Origin of the sequence: Candidatus Poriferisocius sp. (assembly GCF_965208475.1) — a bacterium.
Taxonomy (GTDB): domain Bacteria; phylum Actinomycetota; class Acidimicrobiia; order Acidimicrobiales; family Bin134; genus Poriferisocius.
Genome location: NZ_OZ242338.1, coordinates 2634236 through 2656477, shown reverse-complemented (window position 1 = coordinate 2656477; position 22242 = coordinate 2634236). Strand labels below are relative to the sequence as shown.

Below are 22242 nucleotides of genomic sequence, written 5' to 3'. Positions count from 1 at the left end.
TATATTTGTTTGGTACCAAACGATTCAACCGGACTGTCGGAATCAGAGTGGTCGACAATAGAGTCGAGGCCGTGGTTGTGCCCTGCGAACACAAGGTAGCCCGGTGAATCCTGCCGACCTCGCGGCGCGTGATGGGTTGCTGACTCCTGAGCGGACAGCCGTCGTGGAGCGGGTAAGGGAGCTCGGTCCTGCGCTGGCTGCTCGGGCGGCCAGGTACGACAGGGACGCGGCGTTCCCCTATGAGAACTGGCACGACCTCGCCGAGGCTGGCTTGCTGGGCATCTGTATCCCTAGGACGGCCGGCGGCCTCGGCACCGACTTCGTGGGCTACGCCCTAGCGTCAGAGGAGCTCGGGAGGCACTGCGCGGCAACCGCTTTGACATTCAACATGCACACGGCCACCACACTGATGGTTGGCCAGATTGCCGACGACATGGAGCTCAGCGCCGAGGAGCAGTCGGTGCTTCAGCAGCGTCGGAAAGTGCTGTGGCAGGGCGTCGTCGAGCAAGGCCACATACACAGCCAGCCGTTCTCCGAGGGGATCGCGGCCGGGGCCACCGAGGGCTACGCCACCACCGCGACTCCGGTGGACGGCGGTTTCCGGGTGAGCGGACGGAAGATCTTCGCCTCGCTCAGCGGGGCGGCCGACATCCACAACATCGTGTGTACGGTAGAAGGCGATCCCCGAGTGCGCCTGTTGGGCGTGGCCGCCGACTCTGAGGGCCTCCGCATCGAGGGCGACTGGAATTCGCTGGGCATGCGGGCCACCGACTCCCGCAACTTGGTGCTGGATGACGTGTTCATCCCCGAAGAGTGCGAGTGGATCCCGCCGGGGATGTTCGATCAAGCCGCTGCCCGGTGGCCGTATTTCTTCATGACCCTGTCGTTCGCCTATCTGGGGCTGATGGGGGCCGTCATGGACGCCACCTCGGAGTACCTCATCGGCGACGGCGGGCCGTCGGCCCGGCGGTCCCACCCCATCAAGCAGCAGGGCTGGGCCGAGATGAACCTCATCTACGACCGGGCCCAGGCGCTGTGCTACCGGGTGCTGGGAGAGTGTGGGGTCGATCCTGAGCCCGCGGCGGTGCGGCGGGCATGGAGTTCGATGGTCACCACCATGGACGGCGCACCTGAGCTGGCTTCGCTGGCGCTGCGAGTATGCGGCGGACGGGCGCTGCTGCGGCCGTCGCCTCTGGAACAGTATTACCGTGACGCACGGTGCGGCGCGGCCATGCATCCCTGGAGCGTGGACGTGTGCCTTGACCGCCTTGGCCAGGCGGGGCTTTTTGACGGCGCAGAAGAGACTCCGGTGTGAGCAATGGGGGCGTTTGTGTGATTGAGAGTTCCTGGGTCAAGCGATATGCCGAGCAGTTCGAGGCCTGCAAGCTGGTTTCGACCGAGACCGCAGTTGTGCTGTCGGAAACCCGGAGCCGCCCTGAGATAGTACAGACCGCCCGCCTGGCTCTGTCTCAATGCGGGGTTGCCCCCGTCGATGTAGTGGTAACCACCCCGCCCAATCCCGGGCCGGTCCCGATCCGCTCCACTGGGGCGTCGGTGGCGCTGGCGGCCAATCAGGCCGCGCTGGGTGCGCTGACCAATGCCGATTTCATCGTGGATTGCACGGTGGAAGGACTGCTCCACGCCCCCGAACTCGGCCAGATCCTGGCCAGCGGGGCCCGAGTGCTCATGGTGTCCAACGAGCATCCCGAGAACACCGAAAGATGGCCCCACGATCCCTCCCTGGCTGATCGAGTGGCGACCGGGGTCGGCCTGCTGGAGCAGGCCAAGATGATGAGGGTTGAATCGGATGCGGGCACCGACCTGACCGTCGACCTCTTCGGCGCCGTGCGGGCTGGCTCCCACGGCTGGTGTACCGAGCCGGGAACCATCGCCCACTGGCCCGGCGGTCTGGTGTTGGCGTTCCCCGCCGCGGCCACGGTGAACGGAACGGTGGTGCTGGCCCCCGGCGACGTGAACCTCACCTTCAAGGAGTACATCCGCGAACCAGTGGCGCTGACCGTGGCAGACGACTACATCACCGACATCGAAGGCGTCGGGGTGGATGCCGAGCTGTTCCGGTCCTATCTGGGCGCATTCGAGGAGCCCGAGGCCTACGCAGTGAGCCATGTGGGCTGGGGGATGAACACCTCGGCCCGGTGGGAGGCCATGGCCCTGTGGGACAAGGCCGACCACAACGGCACCGAACTCCGGGCTTTCGCCGGCAACTTCTTGTACTCGACGGGGGCCAATGAGGTGGCGGGGCGGTTTTGCCGTGGACACTTCGACCTGCCCATGCGGGGTTGCACGGTGTCCCTGGATGGACGCCTAGTGGTGGTGGGCGGCGATCTGGTAGCCGAGCTGCTTCCTTCTTGAGTGTTGGTTGACAGCAATTGCTGTTATCTGTATTTTGAATTTTGTATGCAAAGGTCGTTTGCTCCCAAACGACCTTTGCCGTAGGGTTTTCCAAACCTGACTGAGGAGGGGGAGCTCATGAAGCTCAAGCTCAATTTCTTGTTGGCGCTCTTGGCGGCTCTTGCCCTGGTGGTGGCGGCCTGTGGCAACGACGACGATGATGGCGGAGCCACTTCGGCACCCGAGGGGGCCGAAGTGGACATCAACTCCATCCTGACAGCCGATCTGGACAACTGCGCCGACGAACCGACGGGCGACCCGATCCGGGTTGGCATGGCCATGGACTTCAGCGATGTGGTGGGGTTTGTGGACATTCCTGGTTCCAAGCTGGTGCCGTTCATCGCCGAGAAGGTCAATTGCACCGGTGGCATCTACGGCTCCCCCGTTGAGGTTCGGGTCGCAGAGGTGGGCAACGACGCCGTTTTAGCCACCCAAGAGCTCCTGGATTGGGGCGCCCACTTCCTAATTGGCCCGCCGTTCGCCGATTTCGCGCTACCGATCCTCCAGACCACCGAGGGCCAAGTGCCGCTATTCGTGGCCGCTTCGACCGAGCCGACGCTGGCCGACGCCTCGAACAACTCGTTCTTGGTGACCTTCGACGACTACGGCATGTCCGGCGCTGCGGCCCAATGGGCCTGGAACCAGGGCATCACCCGGGCCATCGTGTTCACCGAGGGCGAGGGCATCCCCTACACCGGCATCAACCCCGATGCTTTCATCGCCAAGTTCGAAGATCTAGGGGGCGAAGTGGTGAGCGTGCAGACCTACGTCTGGGCCGCTGACACCGACTTCTCGGCCCAGGTCAACGAGATTGCCGGCATCTCTCAAAACAACGAGGTGGTGTTCTCCGCCGCCTTGGGCTTCCAGGTCACTGCGCTGCGGGGCCAACTCGAAGGCCAAGGCCTCGACGGGTTGACCTACATCGGCACCGACGCGCTGGACGCCACCGGCATCCAGTTCGAGGACAACAACGAGGGCATCGCCCATACCCCGCACACCAGCATCTCCCCTGGTGATCGTATCGACACCATGTTGGCCGACTACGAAGCCGCCAAGGGCGAGGCGTTGGAAAGCCGGGGCTTCATGGCCCTATACGTGGACTCGATGTTCCTGGGCATCCAGGGCATTTTGGACTGTGGCTGCACCGAGCCAGCCGACATCGGAGCCGCGGTGGCCCAGATCGAAGGCTTCCAGGGCCTGACCGGTGAGATCACCCTCGCCGGCACCAACGGAATCCCACCCAAGGCTGTGCCGATCAATCGGATCGTCGACGGCGTGGACACCTTGGTCGACACCATCGGCTAAACCCAGGCCGGAAATATCAGGCCTGTTGCTCACATACGATTAGCGCCATGCTCGAAGTATCGAGATTGACAACCAGATACGGTGCGATCTCAGCGCTTCGAGATGCCGATCTGCACGTTGGGTCTGGTGAGGTGGTGGGCCTCATCGGACCCAACGGGGCCGGCAAGACCACCCTGCTGGGATCGATCGCCGGCCTGCTCTCCCCCGCGGCCGGCTCGGTCACCTTCCAAGGGACCGACATCACCGGCAACTCCCCGGAGAAGCTCCTGCGATTGGGCGTGGCGCTGGTGCCCGAGCATCGAAGGATCTTCGGCGATCTCACCGTGGAGGAGAATCTGAAGATAGGCGGCATCACGCAGTCCCGCGACGAGCGGGGCGAGTTGCTCAATGAGATGGCGGAGCGGTTCCCGGTGTTGCGAGAGAAGCGAACGGTGGCCGCGGGCTACCTCTCAGGTGGAGAATCCCAGCAGCTGGCCATCGCCCGAGCTCTCATGTCCAAGCCCCGACTCTTGATGATGGACGAGCCCTCGCTGGGACTGGCCCCGGTCCTGGTCGACGTGGTGTTCGAGCTAATCGAAACATTACGAAGCCAAGGACGGACCCTGCTGGTGGTGGAGCAAAACGCGACCCGCATGTTGGAGGTAGCTGACCGCGCTTACGTGCTGCGATCAGGCGAGGTGGTGGCCGAGGGCACCGGAGCGGAGCTGCGAGAGAGCCCCGATCTATTCGACACCTTTGTCGGAGGCAGCGGGCAATGACCGAGCTGCTTCAGAACCTCATCGACGGCCTGGGTCGGGGCAGCATCTATGCGCTGTTGGCGCTGGGCGTGGCCGTGATCTTCGGAGTCATGCACCTGCTCAACTTCGCCCATGGTGAGCTGATCACAGTCTCGGGTTACGTGGCGTTCTGGACGATCAATGAGGGCTGGTCGTGGTACTTGGTCACCCCGGTAATCATCGGCACCGCCATCGCCACGTCTCTGGTCATCGAGCGGGTGGCGTTCAGCCGGGTCCGAGGCAGTTCCGATTTCACACTGCTGTTGACGTCCTTCGGCGTCCATTTCGTCGTGTCGGCGATCTTCTTGCTCTACGTATCCGCCTCGGTCAAGACGTTTTCTGAACCAGGATGGGTCGCTAACACCTTCCCAGTCGGTTCGCTGAACATTGAGGTGTACGACGCAGTGGTGATCGGAGTGACACTGGCAACCCTGCTGGGCACATCCTGGATCATCCAGCGCACCATGTTCGGCCTGGCCCTGCGGGCGGCAGCCGCCGACTTCGATACCACCCGGCTCATGGGGGTGCGCTCCGACACGGTGATCCGGGGCGCATTTGCCCTGTCCGGCCTGCTGGCTGGCATTGCCGGCGTGTTTTGGCTCATGCGATCCGGGCACACCACTCCCAGTGTCGGGATAACTCCCATGCTCAAAGGGGTACTGGCCGCGTTGATCGGAGGCTTGGGAAGCCTTCGGGGCGCGGTGCTGGGTGGCTTCGTACTCGGCCTGGCTGAGGTTCTCTTGCGGTCGCGGCTGCCCGATTCGGTGGCCAGCCTGACTGAGGGATTCGTGTTCTTGCTGATTGCCCTGTTGTTCATCTTCCGGCCGCAGGGCCTCATCCGGGTAGCCCACGCGGAGCGGGTGTGATGGCCGTACAGCGAGGCATCAACGCCGCCCACGCGGGGATGTTCCCCAACCTGCGCCGCGACGTGGCCTTTCCCACTGTCGGGGTGGGGCTGCTGTTCGGCGCGTTTGTTGCCGTCGGGCTGCTCTACCAGAGCTTCTTCAGTGGAGCAGCAGAGCGCCTAGTAACCGTGGCCATGATTGACGCCATCATCGTCCTCGGCATTCAGATCTATGTCGGCAACACCGGGGTGCTGTCGTTTGGCCATATCGGGTTCGGGGCCATCGCCGGCTACACATTCGCCGTCTTTGCCATCGCGCCCGCCGAAAAGGTCAAACGCATTCCCGACGCGCCACTGGGGCTGACCGATGTGGACATGGGTTCCTGGGGCGCAGTGGGCGTCGCCATCGCCGTCACGGTGGTGGTGGCCATCTTCGTGGGAATCGGCCTGGCTCGCTCCGGGGCAGAGTCGGGGGCGGTGGCCGCCACTGTGATCACGCTCGCCCTGCTGTTTGTGACTCACGAAGTGGCCCGTCATTGGCCGGAGCTGACCGGTGGAGAGCGCGCCGGGCTGTCGTTCCGCATCGGCGGCGCCCTCGACACCCGAATGCCCATCTATTTGGCACTGGCCGGAGCGCTTGTGCTCTCCCGCCTGTTCGCCCAGAGCCGACGAGGGCGGTTGGCCAAGGCCGGCCGGGAAGACGACCTCGCGGCCCGGGCCATGGGGGTGAACCCCATGGCCCAGCAGATGATTGCCCTGTTGATCTCGGTGGCCGTGGTGTCGACCGGCGCGAGTCTCCGGGTCTATGAGACCGGTTCGATCCTTCCCGAGAACTTCTTCATCGACTACACCCTTCTGACCTTGGCCATGCTGATTGTCGGGGGTCGAAACAGCGTCACCGGCGCGCTGTTCGGGGTGGCCGTCATGACCGTGGGCCGGGAGCTGGCCCGCCGACTGGGCCAGGACGGCTTCGAAGTGTTCGGCCTCGGTCTGGACAGCGCGCCGCTGGACTGGATCTTCCGGGAGAACCTCCAGACGGTGTTCTTCGGTGTGGCCATGCTCGGCTTCATGATCTGGCGGCCCAAGGGCCTGCTCAGCGACTGGGAGTTCGACGAGTGGCTCTACCGCCGATTCACCCGGACACAGGGCGTCCCTGCGGTGCCGGAGACCACCATGGACTCCGACCTGCACGACCGGCTTGAAGTGACCGATGTGTGCGTCGTATTCGGCGGGTTCCAGGCGCTCTCACAGGCGGGCTTCGAGGTGCGAAGCGGCCAGGTGGTGGGCATCATCGGCCCCAACGGCGCAGGCAAGACCACGATGCTAAACGTCGTCACCGGGCTCGTTCCCGCCACCTCAGGGCGAGTTCGGCTAAACGGCGCCGACATCATCGGCACCCCGTCGCACGAAATCGCTCGGGCCGGGTTGGTGCGCACATTCCAGAATCTTCGGCTGTTCGGGTCGCTAACCGTGCGGGAGAACGTGGAGGTCACCCGGCTGGTGGCCATTGCCGAACATGACGACCGCTCCACCCCGGAGACCGACGTCTTGGTGGCGGCCGCCGGATTGTGGGACCACCGGAACCGGCGGGCCAGCGAACTCGACTACGGCAACTCCCGCCGACTGGAGTTGGCCCGGGCCGCTGCGGCCCGTCCGCTGTTCCTGCTGCTCGACGAGCCCACGTCGGGAATGAGCGACACCGAATCACTGGCCATGGTCGAACAGGTGCAGACCATGGCCGCGCTGGTGGGCGCCGGCGTGGTGGTGATCGACCACGATCTGGACTTCATCATCGGGATCTGCGACCGCATCTACTGCTTGGACCGCGGCACAGTCATCGCCGTCGGCACCCCCGAAGAGATCCAGGCCGACCCCGCCGTGCAGGCCGCCTACCTCGGATCGTCGGCGTCATGACTGATCTGGCCGTCTTCCCCGATCCCTACCAGGGCACTCTGCCGCCGAGCCGGCGGCGGGGCGGGCTGGCCGACGAGGTGGTGTTCTATGTGAGGGAGCAAATCCTCACCGGGGCTCTGAAGCCGGGAACCAAGATCGATCAAGAGGCACTGGCTGCCGCGCTCGACGTCAGCCGCAGCCCAGTCCGGGAGGCGCTGGTCATCTTGGGCCAAGAGGGGCTGCTGGATTTGATACCGCGGCGCGGCGCAGTGGTTGCCGATCTGACCCCAGAGGACATCGTCGACCACTACGAGCTGTTCGGGGTGGTGGCCGGACGGGCGGCAGCCATTGCGGCCGACACTCTGGGTGAAGACGAGATCGAGCAGCTGCGGGCCATCCATGACCGGTTTGTCGACGGCACCAACGACGACCTCTCGGCGCTCAACTGGGCCTTCCACCGCATCATCAACCGCACCGCTCCCCGCCGCACTCGCTGGCTGCTGCGACTTCTGGAGCGCTCGGTTTCGGCCGACTACTACGAGTTCACCGACGGCTGGGACGCCCAAGCCGTCCAACACCACGCCGCCATTCTCGAGGCCATTGTCGACCGCAACGCTGAGGAGGCCCGCCGCCGGATGGAGCACCACCTCCACGAATCGGGGGTGGCCGCGGTGGCCCATCTGGAGCGCCAGGGATTCTGGGAGGACTAGGTGACTGCCAGCCCCACCGACTTCGAGCTGATCCGAACTGAGGTCCGCCGACTCTGCGACAAGTTCGGCAATGAGTACTGGCGCGACCTGGAGCCCAGCGGCTACCCGGAGGAGTTTGTGGCCGAATTGACCGCTCACGGGTGGCTGGGCGCGCTCATCCCCGAGCAATACGGCGGCGGCGGGCTGAGTTTGGCCGGGGCGTCGGTCATCGTGGAGGAGATCTCGGCCAGCGGCGGCAATCCCAGCGCCTGCCACGCCCAGATGTACGTGATGGGCACGCTGCTACGTCACGGGTCGGAGGAGCAGAAACGGCAGTACTTGCCCCAGGTGGCCGACGGGCGCAAGAGGCTCCAGGCCTTCGGGGTCACCGAGCCGAACGCCGGCTCGGAAACCACCGCCATCCAGACTCGGGCTGAGCGTGACGGGCTCAACTGGCGCATAAACGGCCAGAAGATCTGGACATCGCGGGCGTTGTACTCCGATCTGATGATCCTGCTGGCCCGCACCACTCCGGCCGACGAGGTGGACGGTCGTACCAACGGCCTGTCGGTGTTCCTCATCGAGCTGCGAGGCAACGACGGCGAGCTGGTGCCGGGGCTGACCATCAACCCCATTCCCACCATGATGAACCACAACACCACCGAGGTGTTCTTCGACGACGTGTTGGTGCCGTCCGACGCCCTGGTGGGCACCGAGGGCCACGGCTTCCGCCACATCCTCGACGGCATGAACGCCGAGCGGATCCTCATCGCCGCCGAGTGCATCGGCGACGGTCGATTCTTCCTGGAAAGGGCCAGCGACTACGCCAAGGAGCGCGAGGTGTTCGGGCGGCCCATCGGCATGAACCAGGGGGTGGCCTTTCCGCTGGCCAAGGCGTACACCAACCTCCAAGCCGCCGACCTCATGCGGTGGAAGGCGGCCAATATGTTCGACGCCGGGGAGCCGTGCGGGGCCGAGGCCAACATGGCCAAGCTGCTGGCCTCGGAGGCCTCCTGGGAAGCCGGGAACACCGCGCTCAACACCCACGGCGGGTTCGGCTTCGCTCAGGAGTATGACATCGAGCGCAAGTTCCGCGAGACCCGGCTGTACCAAGTGGCCCCGGTCAACAACAACCTGGTGCTGGCCTTCGTGGCCCAGAAGTGCCTCGGCCTGCCCAAGAGCTACTGACAAGGGCTACTGATATGCGCGCCGTAGTTCTTGAAGCCCGGAACTCCCCTTTGGTAGTGGTGGATGACTACCCCGAGCCCGGTGCCAACGGCAGCGAGGTAATCGACGTCATCGCCTGCGGGCTGTGCCACTCCGACCTGCACGTGGTGGCCGGCGAGTTCCCGAGCCCGCTGCCCATCGTGTTGGGCCACGAGGTCACCGGGAACCACCCCGAACTGGGGCCGGTGATGGTGTACGCGCCGTGGGGATGCGGGCGATGCCGGGAGTGCGCCGACGGATACGAGATGATCTGCGCCGATGCCACCGAGGCTGGCCTGGTGGTGGACGGGGGCTGCGCCGAGCGCATGGCCATCGCCGACCGGGCCTACCTCTACCCGCTGGGCGATCTCGACCCGGTGGCCAGCGCGCCACTGGCCTGCGGGGGCCTAACCGGCTACCGGGCGGTGCAGCAGACTCTGGAGACACTGCGCCGTCCTGGCCGGAAGCGCCGGGTGCTGGTCATCGGCGCCGGCGGGATCGGGCAGTTCGCGCTGCGCTACCTCAAGCTGTTGACCGACGCCGAGGTTTATGCCCTCGACCGAGCTCCCGACAAGCGGGACACCGCTGTGGCCCTAGGCGCCGACGGGGCGTTTGACGCCGACGACGATCTGCCGCTGTTCGATGCAGTAGTCGATTTCGTCGCACTCGACGCCACGTTGGCCCTCGCGGCCGGTGCGGTGGCCAGGCGGGGTCTGGTGGTGGCAGTCGGCCTCTACGGCGGCCGCGTCCCGTTCGGTGTTGGAGCCGTTCCCCACGAAGCCCGCTTCATGTCCAGCATCTGGGGCACCCGACCGCAGCTGGGCGAGCTCCTCGATCTGGCCCGCCGGGAGCCGTCCATCATCGCCCCGGTGGAGACCATGGCGTTCACCGATGCGCAGGTGGCCCACGACCGCTTGCGCGCCGGCGACGTCCAAGGCCGCCTGGTGCTCCTGATCGACCAAGCCCATGCCAACTGAACCGTCAGCGAGGTATTCCAATAATGGCTGAGACCATCAGCATCAACGACTTCCGCACTGCCTGTGAACAGGCGGATGTCCACACCGTCGAAGTAGCCACGCCCGACACGATGGGCCATATCCGGGGCAAGCGGGTTCCGGTAGAGCGCTTCTTTTCGACGACCGTCGAGGACGGCCTCAACATTGCCGACGCCATCTTCACGTTCGACATGCAAAACGACCTGCCCGACCACCCCTACATCAACATGGAGTCGGGCTTTCTCGACTGCCACCTCGTGCCCGACGTCTCCACCGCCCGCATCTTCTCCCATCGACCCGGCTACGCCCTGGTGTTCGCCGACACCTTCGACCCCCACGGTGAGCCCCACCCCGCCGCCCCGCGCAACGTGCTGGCCGACCAGATCAAGCGGTGCCGCCAAGCCGGGTTGGATCCGGTGGTGGCCACCGAACTGGAGTTCTACATCTGCGCCCCCGACTGGACGCCGGTGCAGAACCACATCCAGTACTCCTCGCTCACCGACGCCTTGGAGTTGGAGGACTGCGTGCGGGACATGCGCCACGGATTGCTTGGGGCCGGCTTGGAGTTGGAGTCGTCCAACCCTGAGTACGGCCCCGGCCAGATGGAGATCAACATCGGCCATTCCGACGCCATGGCCTGCGCCGACAACACCGTGCTGCTCAAGAGCATCGTCAAGCAGGTGGCCGTCCAACACGGGATGCGGGCCACCTTCATGCCCAAGCTGTGGACCGAGCCGTCGGGATCGGGCATGCACATCCACACCAGCCTGTCGGAGGGCGGGTCCAACGCCTTCGCCGACTCAAATGGCCTGCCCAACCAGCTAATGGGGCATTGGATCGCCGGGCTATTCGAGCACGCTGAGGCCATGACGCTGTTGGGGGCGCCCACCATCAATGGCCCCAAGCGCATTCGCCCTTACACGTTTGTGCCCACCCATGTGCACTGGGGCCTGGACAACCGCTCGGTGCTGTGCCGGTGCATCTGCGAGCCCGGCTCGCAGGCCAACCGGGTGGAGTTCCGCTCGGCGGGCGCCGACGCCAACCCCTACCTGATGATCGCCGCCATCCTGGCCGCCGGCCTCGACGGAATCGAGCGGGCGCTGCCCTTGCCGCCTATGAGCGACGGCGACATGTACGCCAATCCCGGCGACTCGCTGCCCCTTCCCAGTGATCTGGCCGGGGCCATCGCCGCCTACCGGGACAGCCCGCTGGCCGAGATGCTGGGGAAGATCTTCTCGGAGGGCTTTCTGACCCTGGCCGACCACGAGCTGGCCATGGCCCCGGAAAACTCGCCCCACCCCGACGAGGTGAACAACTGGGAGCGGGCCCGATATGCAGAGCACTGTTGACATGGCTCCTTCTGCTGTGGTCGAGACGCCGAACGTCACCGAGCCCAGCCTGTACCTCCAGGGGATTCCCCACGATCGATTCGCCCAGATTCGGTCCATCGCCGGATTGGCCTGGCATCCCTATGAGAACGGGGGATTCTGGGCCGTCACCCGCCACGCCGAGGCGCGCTACGTCTCCCGCAACCCTGAGCTGTTCTCGTCAGCCATCGGCCACACCAACCTGTGGGACCTGGAGGCCGATGCGCTGGAGGCCCGGCGGTCGCTCATCGACACCGACGCCCCCGACCACACCCGGCTCCGGCGCCTGGTGGCCGGCGCCTTCACCCCCAAGAACATCCGGCGGTGGGAGCAGGTGGTCCGCGAGATCACCGGCAATCTGCTCGACGAGTTCATCGACCAAGGCGGCGGCGACTGGGTTGAGTTGGTGGCTGCGCCCCTGCCCATCCAAGTGATCCTGACCATGCTCGGCGTACCCGTGGAGGATTCCGATTACCTGGTGGAGCTGTCGAATTACCTGGTGGAGGGCACCGGCGACGCCCAGTCGATCCCTCCCGACGCCTTCGGGAACACCACTGAGCTGCGCCTGCTGCCGTTCAATAGCCCAGCCAGCCATGCCTTGTTCGAGTATGGCGAGGGCATGCGCCAAAAGCGGCGCAACGACCCCCGAGACGACTTGGTCGGCCACTTGGTTAAAGCCGAGTTGGAGGGAGAGCGGTTCTCGCTGAGCGAATACCGCAACATGTTCCACTTGCTGGTGTTCGCCGGAAACGAGACCACCCGCACCGCCATCAGCCACGGGGCAATGGCGCTGGCCGCCAATCCGCATGAGTGGCAGCGGGTGCTCGACGACCCATCGATGATCGAGTCGGCTACCGAGGAGATCCTGCGGTGGTCCACCCCGGTCATGCACATGAGGCGTACGGCCACCACCGACACCGAGATGGCTGGCACTTACATCGCCCAAGGCGACAAGGTGGTGATGTGGTACGCCTCGGCCAACCGCGACGAGGCCGTGTTCGAGGATGCTTTCAAGTTCGACGCAGGCCGGTTCGACGCAGGCCGGACCAACAGCGACCACTTCGCCTTCGGCGGCGGCGGTCCGCATTTGTGTCTGGGGGCCTTCCTGGCCCGATTGGAGGTCTCCGTGCTGCTAGAGGAGATGTCCAAACGGTTCCTACGTTTGGAGCAGACCTCCGAGCCGGTGCGAGCCCGATCAAACTTCGTCCACGGTGTCCTCTCGGTGGGCATGCAGCCGGCGGCAACGTCATGACCGCGACCCCCAACACCGACCGGTTGGCCGCCGACCGCTCCCGCTGGGTGGCCGCGGGCACCGCGGGGCGGCCGTTCTTCGTGGCCCGGGCGTCGGGCGCCCGAATCTGGGACGTGGACGGCCGGGAGTACATCGACTTTGTGGGCGGAGTGGGCACCGCCAACCACGGCCACACCAACCCCGAGATCGTGGCCGCCATCCGCGAACAGCTCGACGCCTATCTCCACCAGTGCTTCTCGCTGTCGTCCTATGAGCCCTATGTGGAGGTCTGCCGGCTGCTGGCCCTATGCCACCCCGGCGAATTCGACAAGAAGGGGCTGTTGCTGAACTCGGGGGCCGAGGCGGTGGAGAACGCGGTGAAGATCGCCCGCTACCACACTGGCCGCCAGGGCATCATCTGCCTCGACAACGCCTTCCACGGGCGGACCCTGCTCACCATGTCGCTCACCGCCAAGGTGCGGCCTTATAAGCTGGGTTTCGGCCCGTTCGCCCCGGAGGTCTACCGAGCGCCGGGCCCCTACCCCTACCGAGGCGTCACCAGCGACGATGCCATCGCCGGCCTCCACCGGCTGTTCAAGAATCAAGTCGACCCGGCGAACGTGGCCGCCATCATCTTCGAGCCGGTCCAAGGCGAGGGCGGCTTCATCCCCATGCCCAAGGACTACCCAAACCGAGTGGCTGAGATCGCCGCTGAGCACGGCATTCTCATCATCTCCGACGAGGTGCAGGCCGGCATGGGCCGTACCGGCCTCCCCGCCGCATGTGCCCACTACGGGATCGAGCCCGATCTGTGTACTTGGGGCAAGGCCATGGGAGGCGGCCTGCCCATTTCGGGGGTCACCGGCCGGGCGGAGATCATGGACTCAGTACACGGTGGGGGCATCGGGGGCACTTACGGCGGGAATCCGCTGTCGTGCGCGGCAGCCCAGGCAGCCATCTCCCAGGTACTCGACCCCGAGTTCCAGAAGGCAGCCCAGGACTTGGGCGAGCAGCTTCGGACGCGGCTCGACGGTTTGGCCGCCGATCACCACAGCGTCGGTGAGGTGCGGGGTTTGGGGGCCATGCTGGCCATCGAGCTGGTGAAAGACTCCGACAGCAAAGAGCCCGACGCCGAGCGGGCTGCTCGGGTGATCGACGAGGCGTTCGACCGCGGGCTCATCCTCATGGGCGCCGGGGTGTACTCCAACTGCATCCGGGTGCTGGTGCCGCTGGTGGCCACCCAGTCCGACATCGATGAGGGCATGGCCATACTCGATGAGGCTCTGTCGGCGGTGGGCTGATGACCGAAGGCGGGGACTGGGTGCGGGTGGCGGTCGACCAAGAGCTGTGCATCGGCGGCGGTATCTGCGAGATGCTCGAACCCGAGGTGTTTGAACTGGACGACGACATTGTCATCTCCTCGGTGATCGGGGACGGCCTGCTGCCCCGAGACCGGGCCGAGGTGGTGGTGGATCGCTGCCCAGGCCAGGCCATCGCCATCGTTGAAGAGAATTTGGACAAGGAGCTCTAATGGAGACCTACGACAACTGGGTCGACGGGGGATTCGCTCCTCCGCCCAATGGCCAGCGCATGGCGACGGCCAACCCGTTCACCGGGGAACCCTGGGCCGAGGTGGCCGACGACCCCGCCGCGGTGGACGAAGCCGTCCGGGCAGCTCGAAGGGCGTTCACCGACGGCCCCTGGACCACGATGGCCGCCACCGAGCGGGCCCGGCTGATGCGCCGCCTGGGCGAGTTGCTGAGCCGGGACGCCGAGCTGTTGGGCCAGACTGAGACCCGGGACAACGGCAAGATCATCCGGGAGACATCGGCCCAGGCCAAGGGCTTGCAGGGCTATTACGACTTCTTCGCCGGGATGGCCGACAAGATCGGCGGTGAGCAGCTGCCAAGCCCATCGCCCAATTTTCTGGTGTACACCGAGCGCGAGCCCATCGGAGTGGTGGGGGCCATCATCCCGTGGAACTCCCCGCTGGTCCTGTTGACCTGGAAGCTCGCCCCGCTCTTGGCCGCCGGGTGCACCGTGGTAGTCAAGCCCTCCGACATCACCCCGGTCACCGCGCTGATGCTGGCCGAGCGGACCGCTGAGGCCGGGTTCCCCCCTGGTGTCATCAACGTGGTGACCGGCGGGCCCGAGGTGGGCGCGGCCGTAACCTCCCACCCGGACATCGACAAGATCACCTTCACCGGCGGTGGGGCCACCGCCAAGCACGTGGCCCGAGCTGCCGCCGACAACCTGACCCCCACCGTGCTGGAACTGGGCGGCAAGTCCCCCCAGATCATCTTCGCCGACGCCGACCCCGCAGCGGTGACCAACGGGCTCTTGGCCGGGATCTTCGCGGCCAGCGGCCAGACCTGCATTGCCGGGTCGAGGGCCTACATCCACCGCGACATATTCGACGAGGTCATCGGACGGGTCGCGGCTCGGGCCAACGAACTGGTGCTGGGCGATCCCTCTGACCCGGCCACCGAGATGGGACCGGCCGCGTCCGACGCCCAGCGGGATCGGATCCTGGCCATGATCGACCAAGCCCGCACCGAGGGGGCAACCATTGCCGCCGGCGGCGTGGTCGACCCCGAACTCGGCGGTCGGTTCGTTCGCCCCACCGTGATCACCGGAGTGACCAACCAGTCCACCATCGTCCGGGAGGAGGTGTTCGGCCCGGTGCTGGCAGTGCTGGACTTCGAAGACGAAGACGAGGTGGTGAAGCTGGCCAACGATAGCGACTACGGGCTGGCCGCCGGCATCTGGACCAACGACATCCGCCGGGCCCACCGGGTGTCGAGAGCGCTCCGGGTGGGCACGGTGTGGATCAACACCTACCGCAACGTGAGCTACATGGCCCCCTTCGGCGGCTTCAAGCAGTCAGGCTACGGCCGCGACAACGGCCTCGAAGCCCTCGACAGCTTCCTCCAAACCAAAACCATCTGGATCGAACTAACCGGCGCCACCCGCGACCCGTTTGTAATCGGCTAGCTGGCCAGCGTCGTATACAAAGATTGCCGATGTTGAGCGAATTACGTGTCGTCTACCAATCGCTCGGTGGGATCCATCCATCTGGTGGACGCAAGGGATATTCTTCGCCGCTTCTTGTCGGACGCAGGACAGGGTCCGGGAGGGGGTGCTCACGCAGATGACGGCGGTTCACCCGGAGGTACTTGGACGCTATTGCCGTGAAGGACTCACGGGTGCGGCCACGAGCAGGGGGCGCGATCACCACGACGTCCACTCCGAAGGATCGAACGGCGCGTACCGCGGGTAGCAGATCGGTGTCGCCGGTCACGAGAAGCTGGACGTCAGCCCTCTGCCCCACTGGTGTGGCTGCGTCCTTCACCATTTCCACAGCGATATTCACGTCCGTCTGCTTTTCAGTCTGAAATCCGACACTTGCACCGCAGTCTGTGCACGGCCGCGACTTTTCTTCGTACGATCCTCGCAAGATCTCAATGTGCGCGCAGTGCTGCTCCAAAGCCTGCAAGTAGATGTCTTGTCGTCGAGCTGCCTGCCTGTCCTTGACCAAGCTTGTGCAGTACACGACTCGGATGACTTCAAGCGGGCTCCCCAGCCGCGCACCGGCATCAGCGGCTAGAGATTCGATCATGCCCTCTATATGGAGCCAGTGAAACTTCAAGAGACCCTCGTCTCGAAGTCCGTGGTACAAGTTCAGACCATCCACAAAGGCCGTCGTTCGCACACCCACGATTGCTTACCCTTCAAGAACGCCGAATCGAATATTGCTAGCAAGTCAACACAGTCCCACCGTATGATGGCAGCTAGAGCTGTTTTAGCGGGTGACCGCTAGGAACGAGAACTGCCCATCTCATCAGAGTTGGGCAGTTCTGCTTTCTGGATCTAGCGACGAGGCAATTTCGATCAACGCTTCTTGTGCTTGGCTCTCTCCTGGCTTTCCTTCAAATACTCGTCGAAGAGCTCTGCTGCAACACGCCGTCCGAATGCCTTGGGGTCCATAGGCTGGGGAAACGGTGAGCGCACTCTTTTGGCGTTCCCCTCCGATAGCTTTTGACGCAGTACGTCCTCAGCGCTTCTCGTCATGGCCTCTCCCTCGTTTTGCCAGTGTCTTGGAGCCTTTGGCCATGGCCAAAGTAGCAGTGACGGCACTGAACGCAGTGACAACATCGCGGACCGGACTCGGCGTCATATGTGGCAGGCCCAGCCATCGCGACGCCGATGACCTATACAGAGGCGTTCGTCGTTACCGCTCGCAGGAGGCGGGCCAGCTCGTGCTTTTCGGCGACGGTGAGTTCCCCGCTCATCTTGCCCTCGAAGTCGTTGAACTGGGGGAACAGCTGCTCGATGGTCTTCAATCCAGCAGGGGTGAGGGCCACTGTGACCCGGCGGCGGTCCGATTGCATGCGGGTGCGCTGGACCCGGCCTTGCTTCTCCAGGGTGGTCACCATCCCGGTCAGCGTTCCTTTGGCCAAGTCGCACTCGGAGGCCAGTTGAGCGGCTTCCATCTCTCCCCACACCCACAGCACCCACAAGATGGTGAAGCCTCCCCAAGACAGCCCGGCCTCGGCCAACAACTCCCGCTCGGCCCGGCGCCGCACGGCCGACGCGGCCCGGTAGATGTTAGAGATGGCCTGCATCGAGTCGAAGTCGAGGGGCTGGTCGCCCAGCCGAGCCTGAATGTCTACTTCGGCATCGAGAAGGCGTTCGTCGGGAGTGGAGTCGGTTGCCATGGGATCACTGGGTAGATTGCCAGACATGCCCGAATATCGCCGCATCCTCTTGGACGGCTATCCCTGTCATGTCGAACGCATCGGAGACCGGCTCGTCGCTGGCGACGGACGGACGGTGGGCATCGATGATGCCGTGCATTTGGCACCGGTGACGCCCACCAAGATCATCTGCATCCACCTGAACTACCGCAGCCGGGTGGAAGAGTTCATGACCAAGCTGCCGGCCGCGCCGACCTACTTCCACAAGCCGATTACCGCGCTGACCGGACACCAGAGCGACGTCATCCGGCCAGAGGGCTGCCAGTGGCTGAACTATGAGGGCGAGATCGCCATCGTGATCGGCAAGACCTGCCGAAACGTGTCGCCCGCTGAAGCCGGGGACTTCATCGCCGGTTACTCGGTGGCCAACGACTACGGGCTCCATGATTTCCGGGACACCGATGCCGGTTCCATGCTGCGGGTGAAAGGCAGCGACACCCTGTGCCCGGTGGGGCCAGGCTTGGTTACCGGGTGGGATTTCCGGGGCAAGCGCATCCAAACCATCGTGAATGGCAAGGTCAGACAAGACGCCACCACCGACGAGATGGAATGGAACATGCACTACATCGTGGCCGACATCGCCCGCACCATCACCTTGGTGCCAGGCGACATCTTGCTGTCGGGGACTCCGGCCAACTCCAGACCCGTGGAACCTGGCGACGTGGTCACCGTGGAAGTGGAGGGACTGGGCGCGCTGATCAACACCATCGTGGCTGGCCCCACCCCCATCCGGGACGATGTGGGCGCGCAGCCGTCGAATTCAGAGGAAGTGCAGTCCACTGCTAAAGGAGGCGACTGGGAGTTCCGCGGTATCCGAGCACCTTTGGGTCCCGGCGCCCAGCACTACGAGTCCACCGTCGAGGAGGAATGACTCCGTGACCCGCCAGGACGTCGGTGGCGTCTCAGTTCCTGTCGACCACCTGATCGGCGGCGAATGGGCTTCCTCACCCCAACGGTTTGAGACCCGGTCGCCGATGGGCTGGGAGCACTTGGCCGACATCGCCCGGGGGGACGAGAGCACTGCGGCTAGCGCCGTTGCTGCTGCGGTGGAGGGGTTCGACGCGTGGAGCACCTTAAGCGTTGACGACCGGGCCGACGCCCTCCACCGGCTGGCCGACTTGATCGAGACCCGTACCGATGACATCGCTCTAGTGGAGACCCTCGATATGGGCTTTCTCTACGAGTCGATGAAACAGCGGCTGGTGGCTAGGGGTGCCCTCAACTTCCGCACCTACGCCGACTTGATCACCAGCCACGAGAACCGCACATGGGATGCCAAGAGCATGCGCAACCAAGTGCAGCGCATGCCCGCCGGTCCGGCGGTGGTCATCACCCCCTGGAATGCGCCGTTCATGCTCAGCACCTGGAAGCTGGCCCCCGCTCTGGCCGCCGGTAACAGCGTCATCCACAAGCCAGCCGAGTGGTCGCCGCTTTCGGCCGCGCTGCTGGCCGAGCTCACCGTGGAGGCCGGGTTCCCGTCGGGCGCGTACAACCTGGTGCAAGGCATCGGCGAAGAAGTGGGGGCCGCGCTGGTGTCCGACCCCCGGGTGCGGCGCATCACGTTCACCGGGTCGCCGGAGACCGCCCGCCACATCGGGCGGGCCGCGGCCACCAACATCGTCCCGTTCACCGCGGAGTTGGGGGGCAAGGGGCCGTTCCTCGTATTTTCTGATGCCGATCTCGATGCCGCCGCCCACCGAGCTGCTTGGCAGTTCGACGATTCCGGGCAGGTGTGTCTGGCGGGCACCCGGATTCTGGTGGCCGACGAAATCCGAGAGCCGTTCCTTGAGCTTTTCCACCACCACGCCGACGCTCTGGTGCTGGGAGATCCCCGCGACCCAGCCACCGACATCGCCCCCCTGGCCCACCCCGACCACCGCAACCGGGTCCACGGGTTCGTGGAGCGGGCTCGCGCCGCGGGCGATGTCATCGTGCGGGGCGGCCACCCTACCGACGGCAGCCTCCACTACGAGCCGACGCTCATCGAACCGGCTTCTAACCACAGCGAGGCGGTTCAGCGGGAGATCTTCGGCCCGGTGCTCACCTTCCAGACCTTCACCGATGAAGCCGAGGCCATCGCATTGGCCAACGGCACCGATTACGGCCTGTCGGCCCAGGTCTGGACGTCGTCACAGTCCCGGGCCGAGCGAGTAGGCGCCGCCGTCCGAGCCGGACTGGTGTGGGTCAACACCTTCTTGGTGCGAGACCTCACCGCCCCCTTCGGTGGCTGCGGCATCTCCGGCATCGGCCGAGAAGGCGGCGACTACGCCCTCGACTTCCATAGCGATCTCAAAACCCTGATGATCCTCGACGACACCACCGAGTGATCCCTGCATGTGGTGGCGTTATGAAAGCAATGATGGCATAATGACAGCATGACGGTGCAGATTACGATTCGCGGGGTGCCTGAGGAGGTCCGTGATGAGCTTGCCGCTCGGGCCGCGCTCAATCGCCAGTCCATGCAGGAATTCTTGCGCAGTGAACTGGAGCGGATCGCCTCACGGCCGGCATTGCGTGCCTGGCTTGACGAAGTCCACCGCCGCAAAGCGGCAGCGGGAACCGGCATCCCAACCTCGTTGATCCTCCAAGACCGCGACGCCGATCGGAAGTGAGCGCAGTCGTTGATGCCTCCGTGCTGGTGGCCGCGCTCGTCGATTCCGAATATGACGGCCCATGGGCGATGGAGGCGATCTCAACAGGTCCCTTGGCAGCACCGGAGCAAGCCCTTGTCGAGGCCACCAACATCCTGCGCCGACAGGAGCTAAGAGGCATCCTCACGCGACTGGAAGCGACGGCTGCCCAACGAGACTTGCTCCGCCTTGATCTCGACCTCTACCCGTTTACCCCCTTCGCTGACCGCGTGTGGGAACTCCGGGCCAACCTCACCAGCTACGACGCCTGGTATGTGGCGTTGGCCGAAGCGCTGGGTTGGCCCCTGCTAACCCTCGACCGCCGGATCAGCCGAGCAACCGGCCCCCAGTGCCAGGTGGAGGTTCCTCCGCCCTAAACAGCCAGCTACATCGAGCGGGAGGGGTCCATGGCACCGATAGCGGCTCTGGCCATGGAATCTTGGTGGAACGTGGCCACCAACTGGCCCTCGGCGGTGAACACCTCGCCTTGGCCGTAAACCCGGCCGTTGGCCGCTTTGGTGCCCCGAAGCTGGACCAGCAGCCACTGCGACACGTCCATGCGGTCGAGAAAGTGGAGAGTGTGGGCGATCACCCCGGTGGACAGGGTGCGGTGGGCGTCCTCGATGCGGATGGTGTCGCGGTGGGGGCGCATGGCCAGGCCGATGATGCTGCCGCAGGTGGCCCAGCCGGCAATGCCCTGGTTGGCCGCTTGAGATCCCGCTCCGGGCCCATAGCGGTGCCATGCCCGTTCCACCGGCACCCCGTCGATCTCCGGCTCGCCGGGCACCGGACGCCACTCGGCACCGGGGAAGATGAAGGCGAATCCAGGGTCCAGCCCGTCGGGACCGGGCACGTCGGGCATGTCCGGCTCGTGGCGCATCAAGTCGTCGTCCACCGTGCTCATCAAGATCAGCGCCCGACTGAGCAGCTTGCCCCCCTGGGTGGCGGTTACCGCATCGCTGGCCCACGTGCGCCCCGCCTGCATGGAGTCGACATCCACCTCGATCGGCAGGGTGTAGGTGCCTGCTCGGGCGAAGATGGCGTGGACCGAGCGGATGTCTTTGGCGCCGCCCGCCTCCCGGTCGGACGCCATCATCATCTGGGCCATGAGCTGCCCGCTGAACACCACATCTCGTCCCTCAGCCGATTCCTCCGGTTGGAAAACGTGGTAGCGCTGCTCACCAACCTCGGTGAGCTCCAATAGGTCGGGCAGTTCGCCGCTCATCGGGCGCGATGGCTCACTCGTCCATCCCGAACATGGCCGGGTCGAAATCCATCATCCCAGCCATGACCTTCACAAACGGGTCGTCCCAGGCGTCCACTAGCGAGGCATTGGTGTGGCCCTGGTCGACCAGCAGATTTACCCCATTGATCCCGCTGGCCGCGTCGCTACTCAAGAACAGCAGGGTGTCGCCCATCTGTTCGGGAACCAGGGTGGGCACATCGGCGGCTTCCCGGTAGCTGGCCCCGAATCCGAGCCACAGATCGGCGTTGGCCCGAGCCAGGGGCGTGTCAGTGGGGCCGGGCATGATTGAGTTGATGCGGATGCCCTTTTGCAGGAAGGGGAACGCCTGGCCGGCCACGTAGCCGTTTATGGCCTGCTTGCTGAACGTGTAGGTGTCGGTGCCCTCGTTCTCGTCGATCCACGCCGCGGCGGTGTCCCAATCGGGGGTGGCCAGAAAGTCCTGTACCTGCTCCAGATTGCTCATCCAGCCCATGCCCGCGGCCGATGAGATGAACGACACCGAACCACCCCGACCCAGCTTGCCCGACTTGATAAGCGCCTCAACGAGGTGGCGCTGAGAGGTGAAGTTGATCAGCATGAGGTTGCCGGTGCCGTCGGCCACTCCTGCGCAGGCCAGCACCGCATGCACTGGCTCGTAGATGGCGTCAATGGCTGCATCCACGCTGTCGCGGTCTCCCAGATTGACGTTGATGTACTGCCCGCACTCGTAGCTCACCTCCGCGATGTCCAACACGATGGTGTGAGCCCCCAGCGCCGCCGCCTTTTGGGCCACCGCCGCTCCCATCCCGGTTGCACCGCCCACCACCAGCACCCGCTTGCCTTCGTAATTCACCAAATCAGCCATTGCCTGCCCCCATGTTCGATGTTCGTGCGAAGCGGCTAAAACCGTAG

General features: G+C 65.0%; 22 protein-coding genes. 18 read left to right on the top strand and 4 right to left on the bottom strand.

From position 1 onward, the window contains the following. The first annotated feature begins 103 nt into the window (after positions 1-103). The 14 genes from ACOGXA_RS12355 to ACOGXA_RS12290 all read left to right on the top strand — a co-directional run bounded on the left by ACOGXA_RS12355 (position 104) and on the right by ACOGXA_RS12290 (position 15712). Positions 104-1315 (top strand): acyl-CoA dehydrogenase family protein, encoded by a 1212-nt coding sequence (locus tag ACOGXA_RS12355; RefSeq protein ID WP_419924173.1) that lies wholly within the window; start codon positions 104-106, stop codon positions 1313-1315. A gap of 17 nt (positions 1316-1332) precedes the next feature. Next, positions 1333-2373, top strand: coding sequence for a peptidase M29 (locus tag ACOGXA_RS12350; protein WP_419924172.1), 1041 nt, complete (start codon positions 1333-1335; stop codon positions 2371-2373). A 117-nt stretch (positions 2374-2490) separates the two neighbouring features. Continuing rightward, complete coding sequence (locus tag ACOGXA_RS12345; protein WP_419924171.1) at positions 2491-3717, top strand: ABC transporter substrate-binding protein; 1227 nt, start codon at positions 2491-2493, stop codon at positions 3715-3717. Positions 3718-3764: 47 nt separating this feature from the next. Beyond that, on the top strand, positions 3765-4475 hold the full coding sequence (locus tag ACOGXA_RS12340; RefSeq protein ID WP_419924170.1) for an ABC transporter ATP-binding protein: 711 nt from the start codon (positions 3765-3767) through the stop codon (positions 4473-4475). Further along, positions 4472-5359, top strand: a complete 888-nt coding sequence (locus ACOGXA_RS12335) for a branched-chain amino acid ABC transporter permease (protein ID WP_419924169.1) — start codon at positions 4472-4474, stop codon at positions 5357-5359. Before ACOGXA_RS12340 ends, ACOGXA_RS12335 begins: the two co-directional genes overlap by 4 nt. After that, positions 5359-7251, top strand: coding sequence for an ATP-binding cassette domain-containing protein (locus ACOGXA_RS12330; protein WP_419924168.1), 1893 nt, complete (start codon positions 5359-5361; stop codon positions 7249-7251). The genes ACOGXA_RS12335 and ACOGXA_RS12330 overlap by 1 nt, the downstream gene beginning before the upstream one ends. Next, the gene (locus tag ACOGXA_RS12325) at positions 7248-7940 is read left to right on the top strand and encodes a GntR family transcriptional regulator (RefSeq protein ID WP_419924167.1); all 693 of its coding nucleotides are present in this window, start codon (positions 7248-7250) and stop codon (positions 7938-7940) included. Before ACOGXA_RS12330 ends, ACOGXA_RS12325 begins: the two co-directional genes overlap by 4 nt. Further along, complete coding sequence (locus tag ACOGXA_RS12320) at positions 7941-9107, top strand: acyl-CoA dehydrogenase family protein (RefSeq protein WP_419924166.1); 1167 nt, start codon at positions 7941-7943, stop codon at positions 9105-9107. It abuts the gene before it with no gap. Between the two features lie 14 nt (positions 9108-9121). Then, positions 9122-10102, top strand: a complete 981-nt coding sequence (locus ACOGXA_RS12315; RefSeq protein ID WP_419924165.1) for an alcohol dehydrogenase catalytic domain-containing protein — start codon at positions 9122-9124, stop codon at positions 10100-10102. Positions 10103-10125: 23 nt separating this feature from the next. Next, positions 10126-11469 carry a glutamine synthetase family protein gene (locus tag ACOGXA_RS12310; protein WP_419924164.1) on the top strand — a complete coding sequence of 448 codons (1344 nt, stop codon included), beginning with the start codon at positions 10126-10128 and terminating at the stop codon, positions 11467-11469. 1 nt (position 11470) lies between these two features. Further along, complete coding sequence (locus ACOGXA_RS12305) at positions 11471-12739, top strand: cytochrome P450 (RefSeq protein WP_419924163.1); 1269 nt, start codon at positions 11471-11473, stop codon at positions 12737-12739. Next, positions 12736-14019 carry an aspartate aminotransferase family protein gene (locus ACOGXA_RS12300; protein ID WP_419924162.1) on the top strand — a complete coding sequence of 428 codons (1284 nt, stop codon included), beginning with the start codon at positions 12736-12738 and terminating at the stop codon, positions 14017-14019. The genes ACOGXA_RS12305 and ACOGXA_RS12300 overlap by 4 nt, the downstream gene beginning before the upstream one ends. Further along, on the top strand, positions 14019-14249 hold the full coding sequence (locus ACOGXA_RS12295; RefSeq protein WP_419924161.1) for a ferredoxin: 231 nt from the start codon (positions 14019-14021) through the stop codon (positions 14247-14249). The genes ACOGXA_RS12300 and ACOGXA_RS12295 overlap by 1 nt, the downstream gene beginning before the upstream one ends. Then, on the top strand, positions 14249-15712 hold the full coding sequence (locus ACOGXA_RS12290) for an aldehyde dehydrogenase (RefSeq protein ID WP_419924160.1): 1464 nt from the start codon (positions 14249-14251) through the stop codon (positions 15710-15712). Before ACOGXA_RS12295 ends, ACOGXA_RS12290 begins: the two co-directional genes overlap by 1 nt. A 52-nt stretch (positions 15713-15764) precedes the next feature. On the opposite strand, the gene ACOGXA_RS12285 is transcribed toward ACOGXA_RS12290, so the two are convergent. After that, on the bottom strand, positions 15765-16412 hold the full coding sequence (locus tag ACOGXA_RS12285) for an NYN domain-containing protein (protein WP_419926979.1): 648 nt from the start codon (positions 16410-16412) through the stop codon (positions 15765-15767). Positions 16413-16929: 517 nt separating this feature from the next. Then, a complete protein-coding gene (locus ACOGXA_RS12280) occupies positions 16930-17436 on the bottom strand; it encodes a MarR family winged helix-turn-helix transcriptional regulator (RefSeq protein WP_419924159.1) in 507 nt (168 codons plus the stop codon). Positions 17437-17461: 25 nt separating this feature from the next. On the opposite strand from ACOGXA_RS12280, the gene ACOGXA_RS12275 reads away from it, so the two are divergent. Genes ACOGXA_RS12275 through ACOGXA_RS12260 form a run of 4 tightly spaced genes read left to right on the top strand, consistent with a single transcriptional unit; the run spans position 17462 to position 20482 of the window. Then, entirely contained in the window at positions 17462-18346 is an 885-nt protein-coding gene (locus ACOGXA_RS12275; protein ID WP_419924158.1) for a fumarylacetoacetate hydrolase family protein, read from the top strand. A 4-nt stretch (positions 18347-18350) separates the two neighbouring features. Next, positions 18351-19802, top strand: coding sequence for an aldehyde dehydrogenase (locus tag ACOGXA_RS12270; protein WP_419924157.1), 1452 nt, complete (start codon positions 18351-18353; stop codon positions 19800-19802). Between the two features lie 48 nt (positions 19803-19850). Continuing rightward, entirely contained in the window at positions 19851-20087 is a 237-nt protein-coding gene (locus tag ACOGXA_RS12265) for a FitA-like ribbon-helix-helix domain-containing protein (RefSeq protein WP_419924156.1), read from the top strand. Further along, on the top strand, positions 20084-20482 hold the full coding sequence (locus tag ACOGXA_RS12260) for a type II toxin-antitoxin system VapC family toxin (protein ID WP_419924155.1): 399 nt from the start codon (positions 20084-20086) through the stop codon (positions 20480-20482). The genes ACOGXA_RS12265 and ACOGXA_RS12260 overlap by 4 nt, the downstream gene beginning before the upstream one ends. An 8-nt stretch (positions 20483-20490) precedes the next feature. Here ACOGXA_RS12260 and ACOGXA_RS12255 read toward each other — a convergent pair whose 3' ends face one another. Next, entirely contained in the window at positions 20491-21330 is an 840-nt protein-coding gene (locus tag ACOGXA_RS12255; protein WP_419924154.1) for an acyl-CoA thioesterase, read from the bottom strand. Positions 21331-21343: 13 nt separating this feature from the next. Beyond that, positions 21344-22195: an SDR family oxidoreductase gene (locus ACOGXA_RS12250; protein WP_419924153.1), complete on the bottom strand. Its 852-nt coding sequence runs from the start codon at positions 22193-22195 to the stop codon at positions 21344-21346. Between the last annotated feature and the right edge of the window lie 47 nt (positions 22196-22242).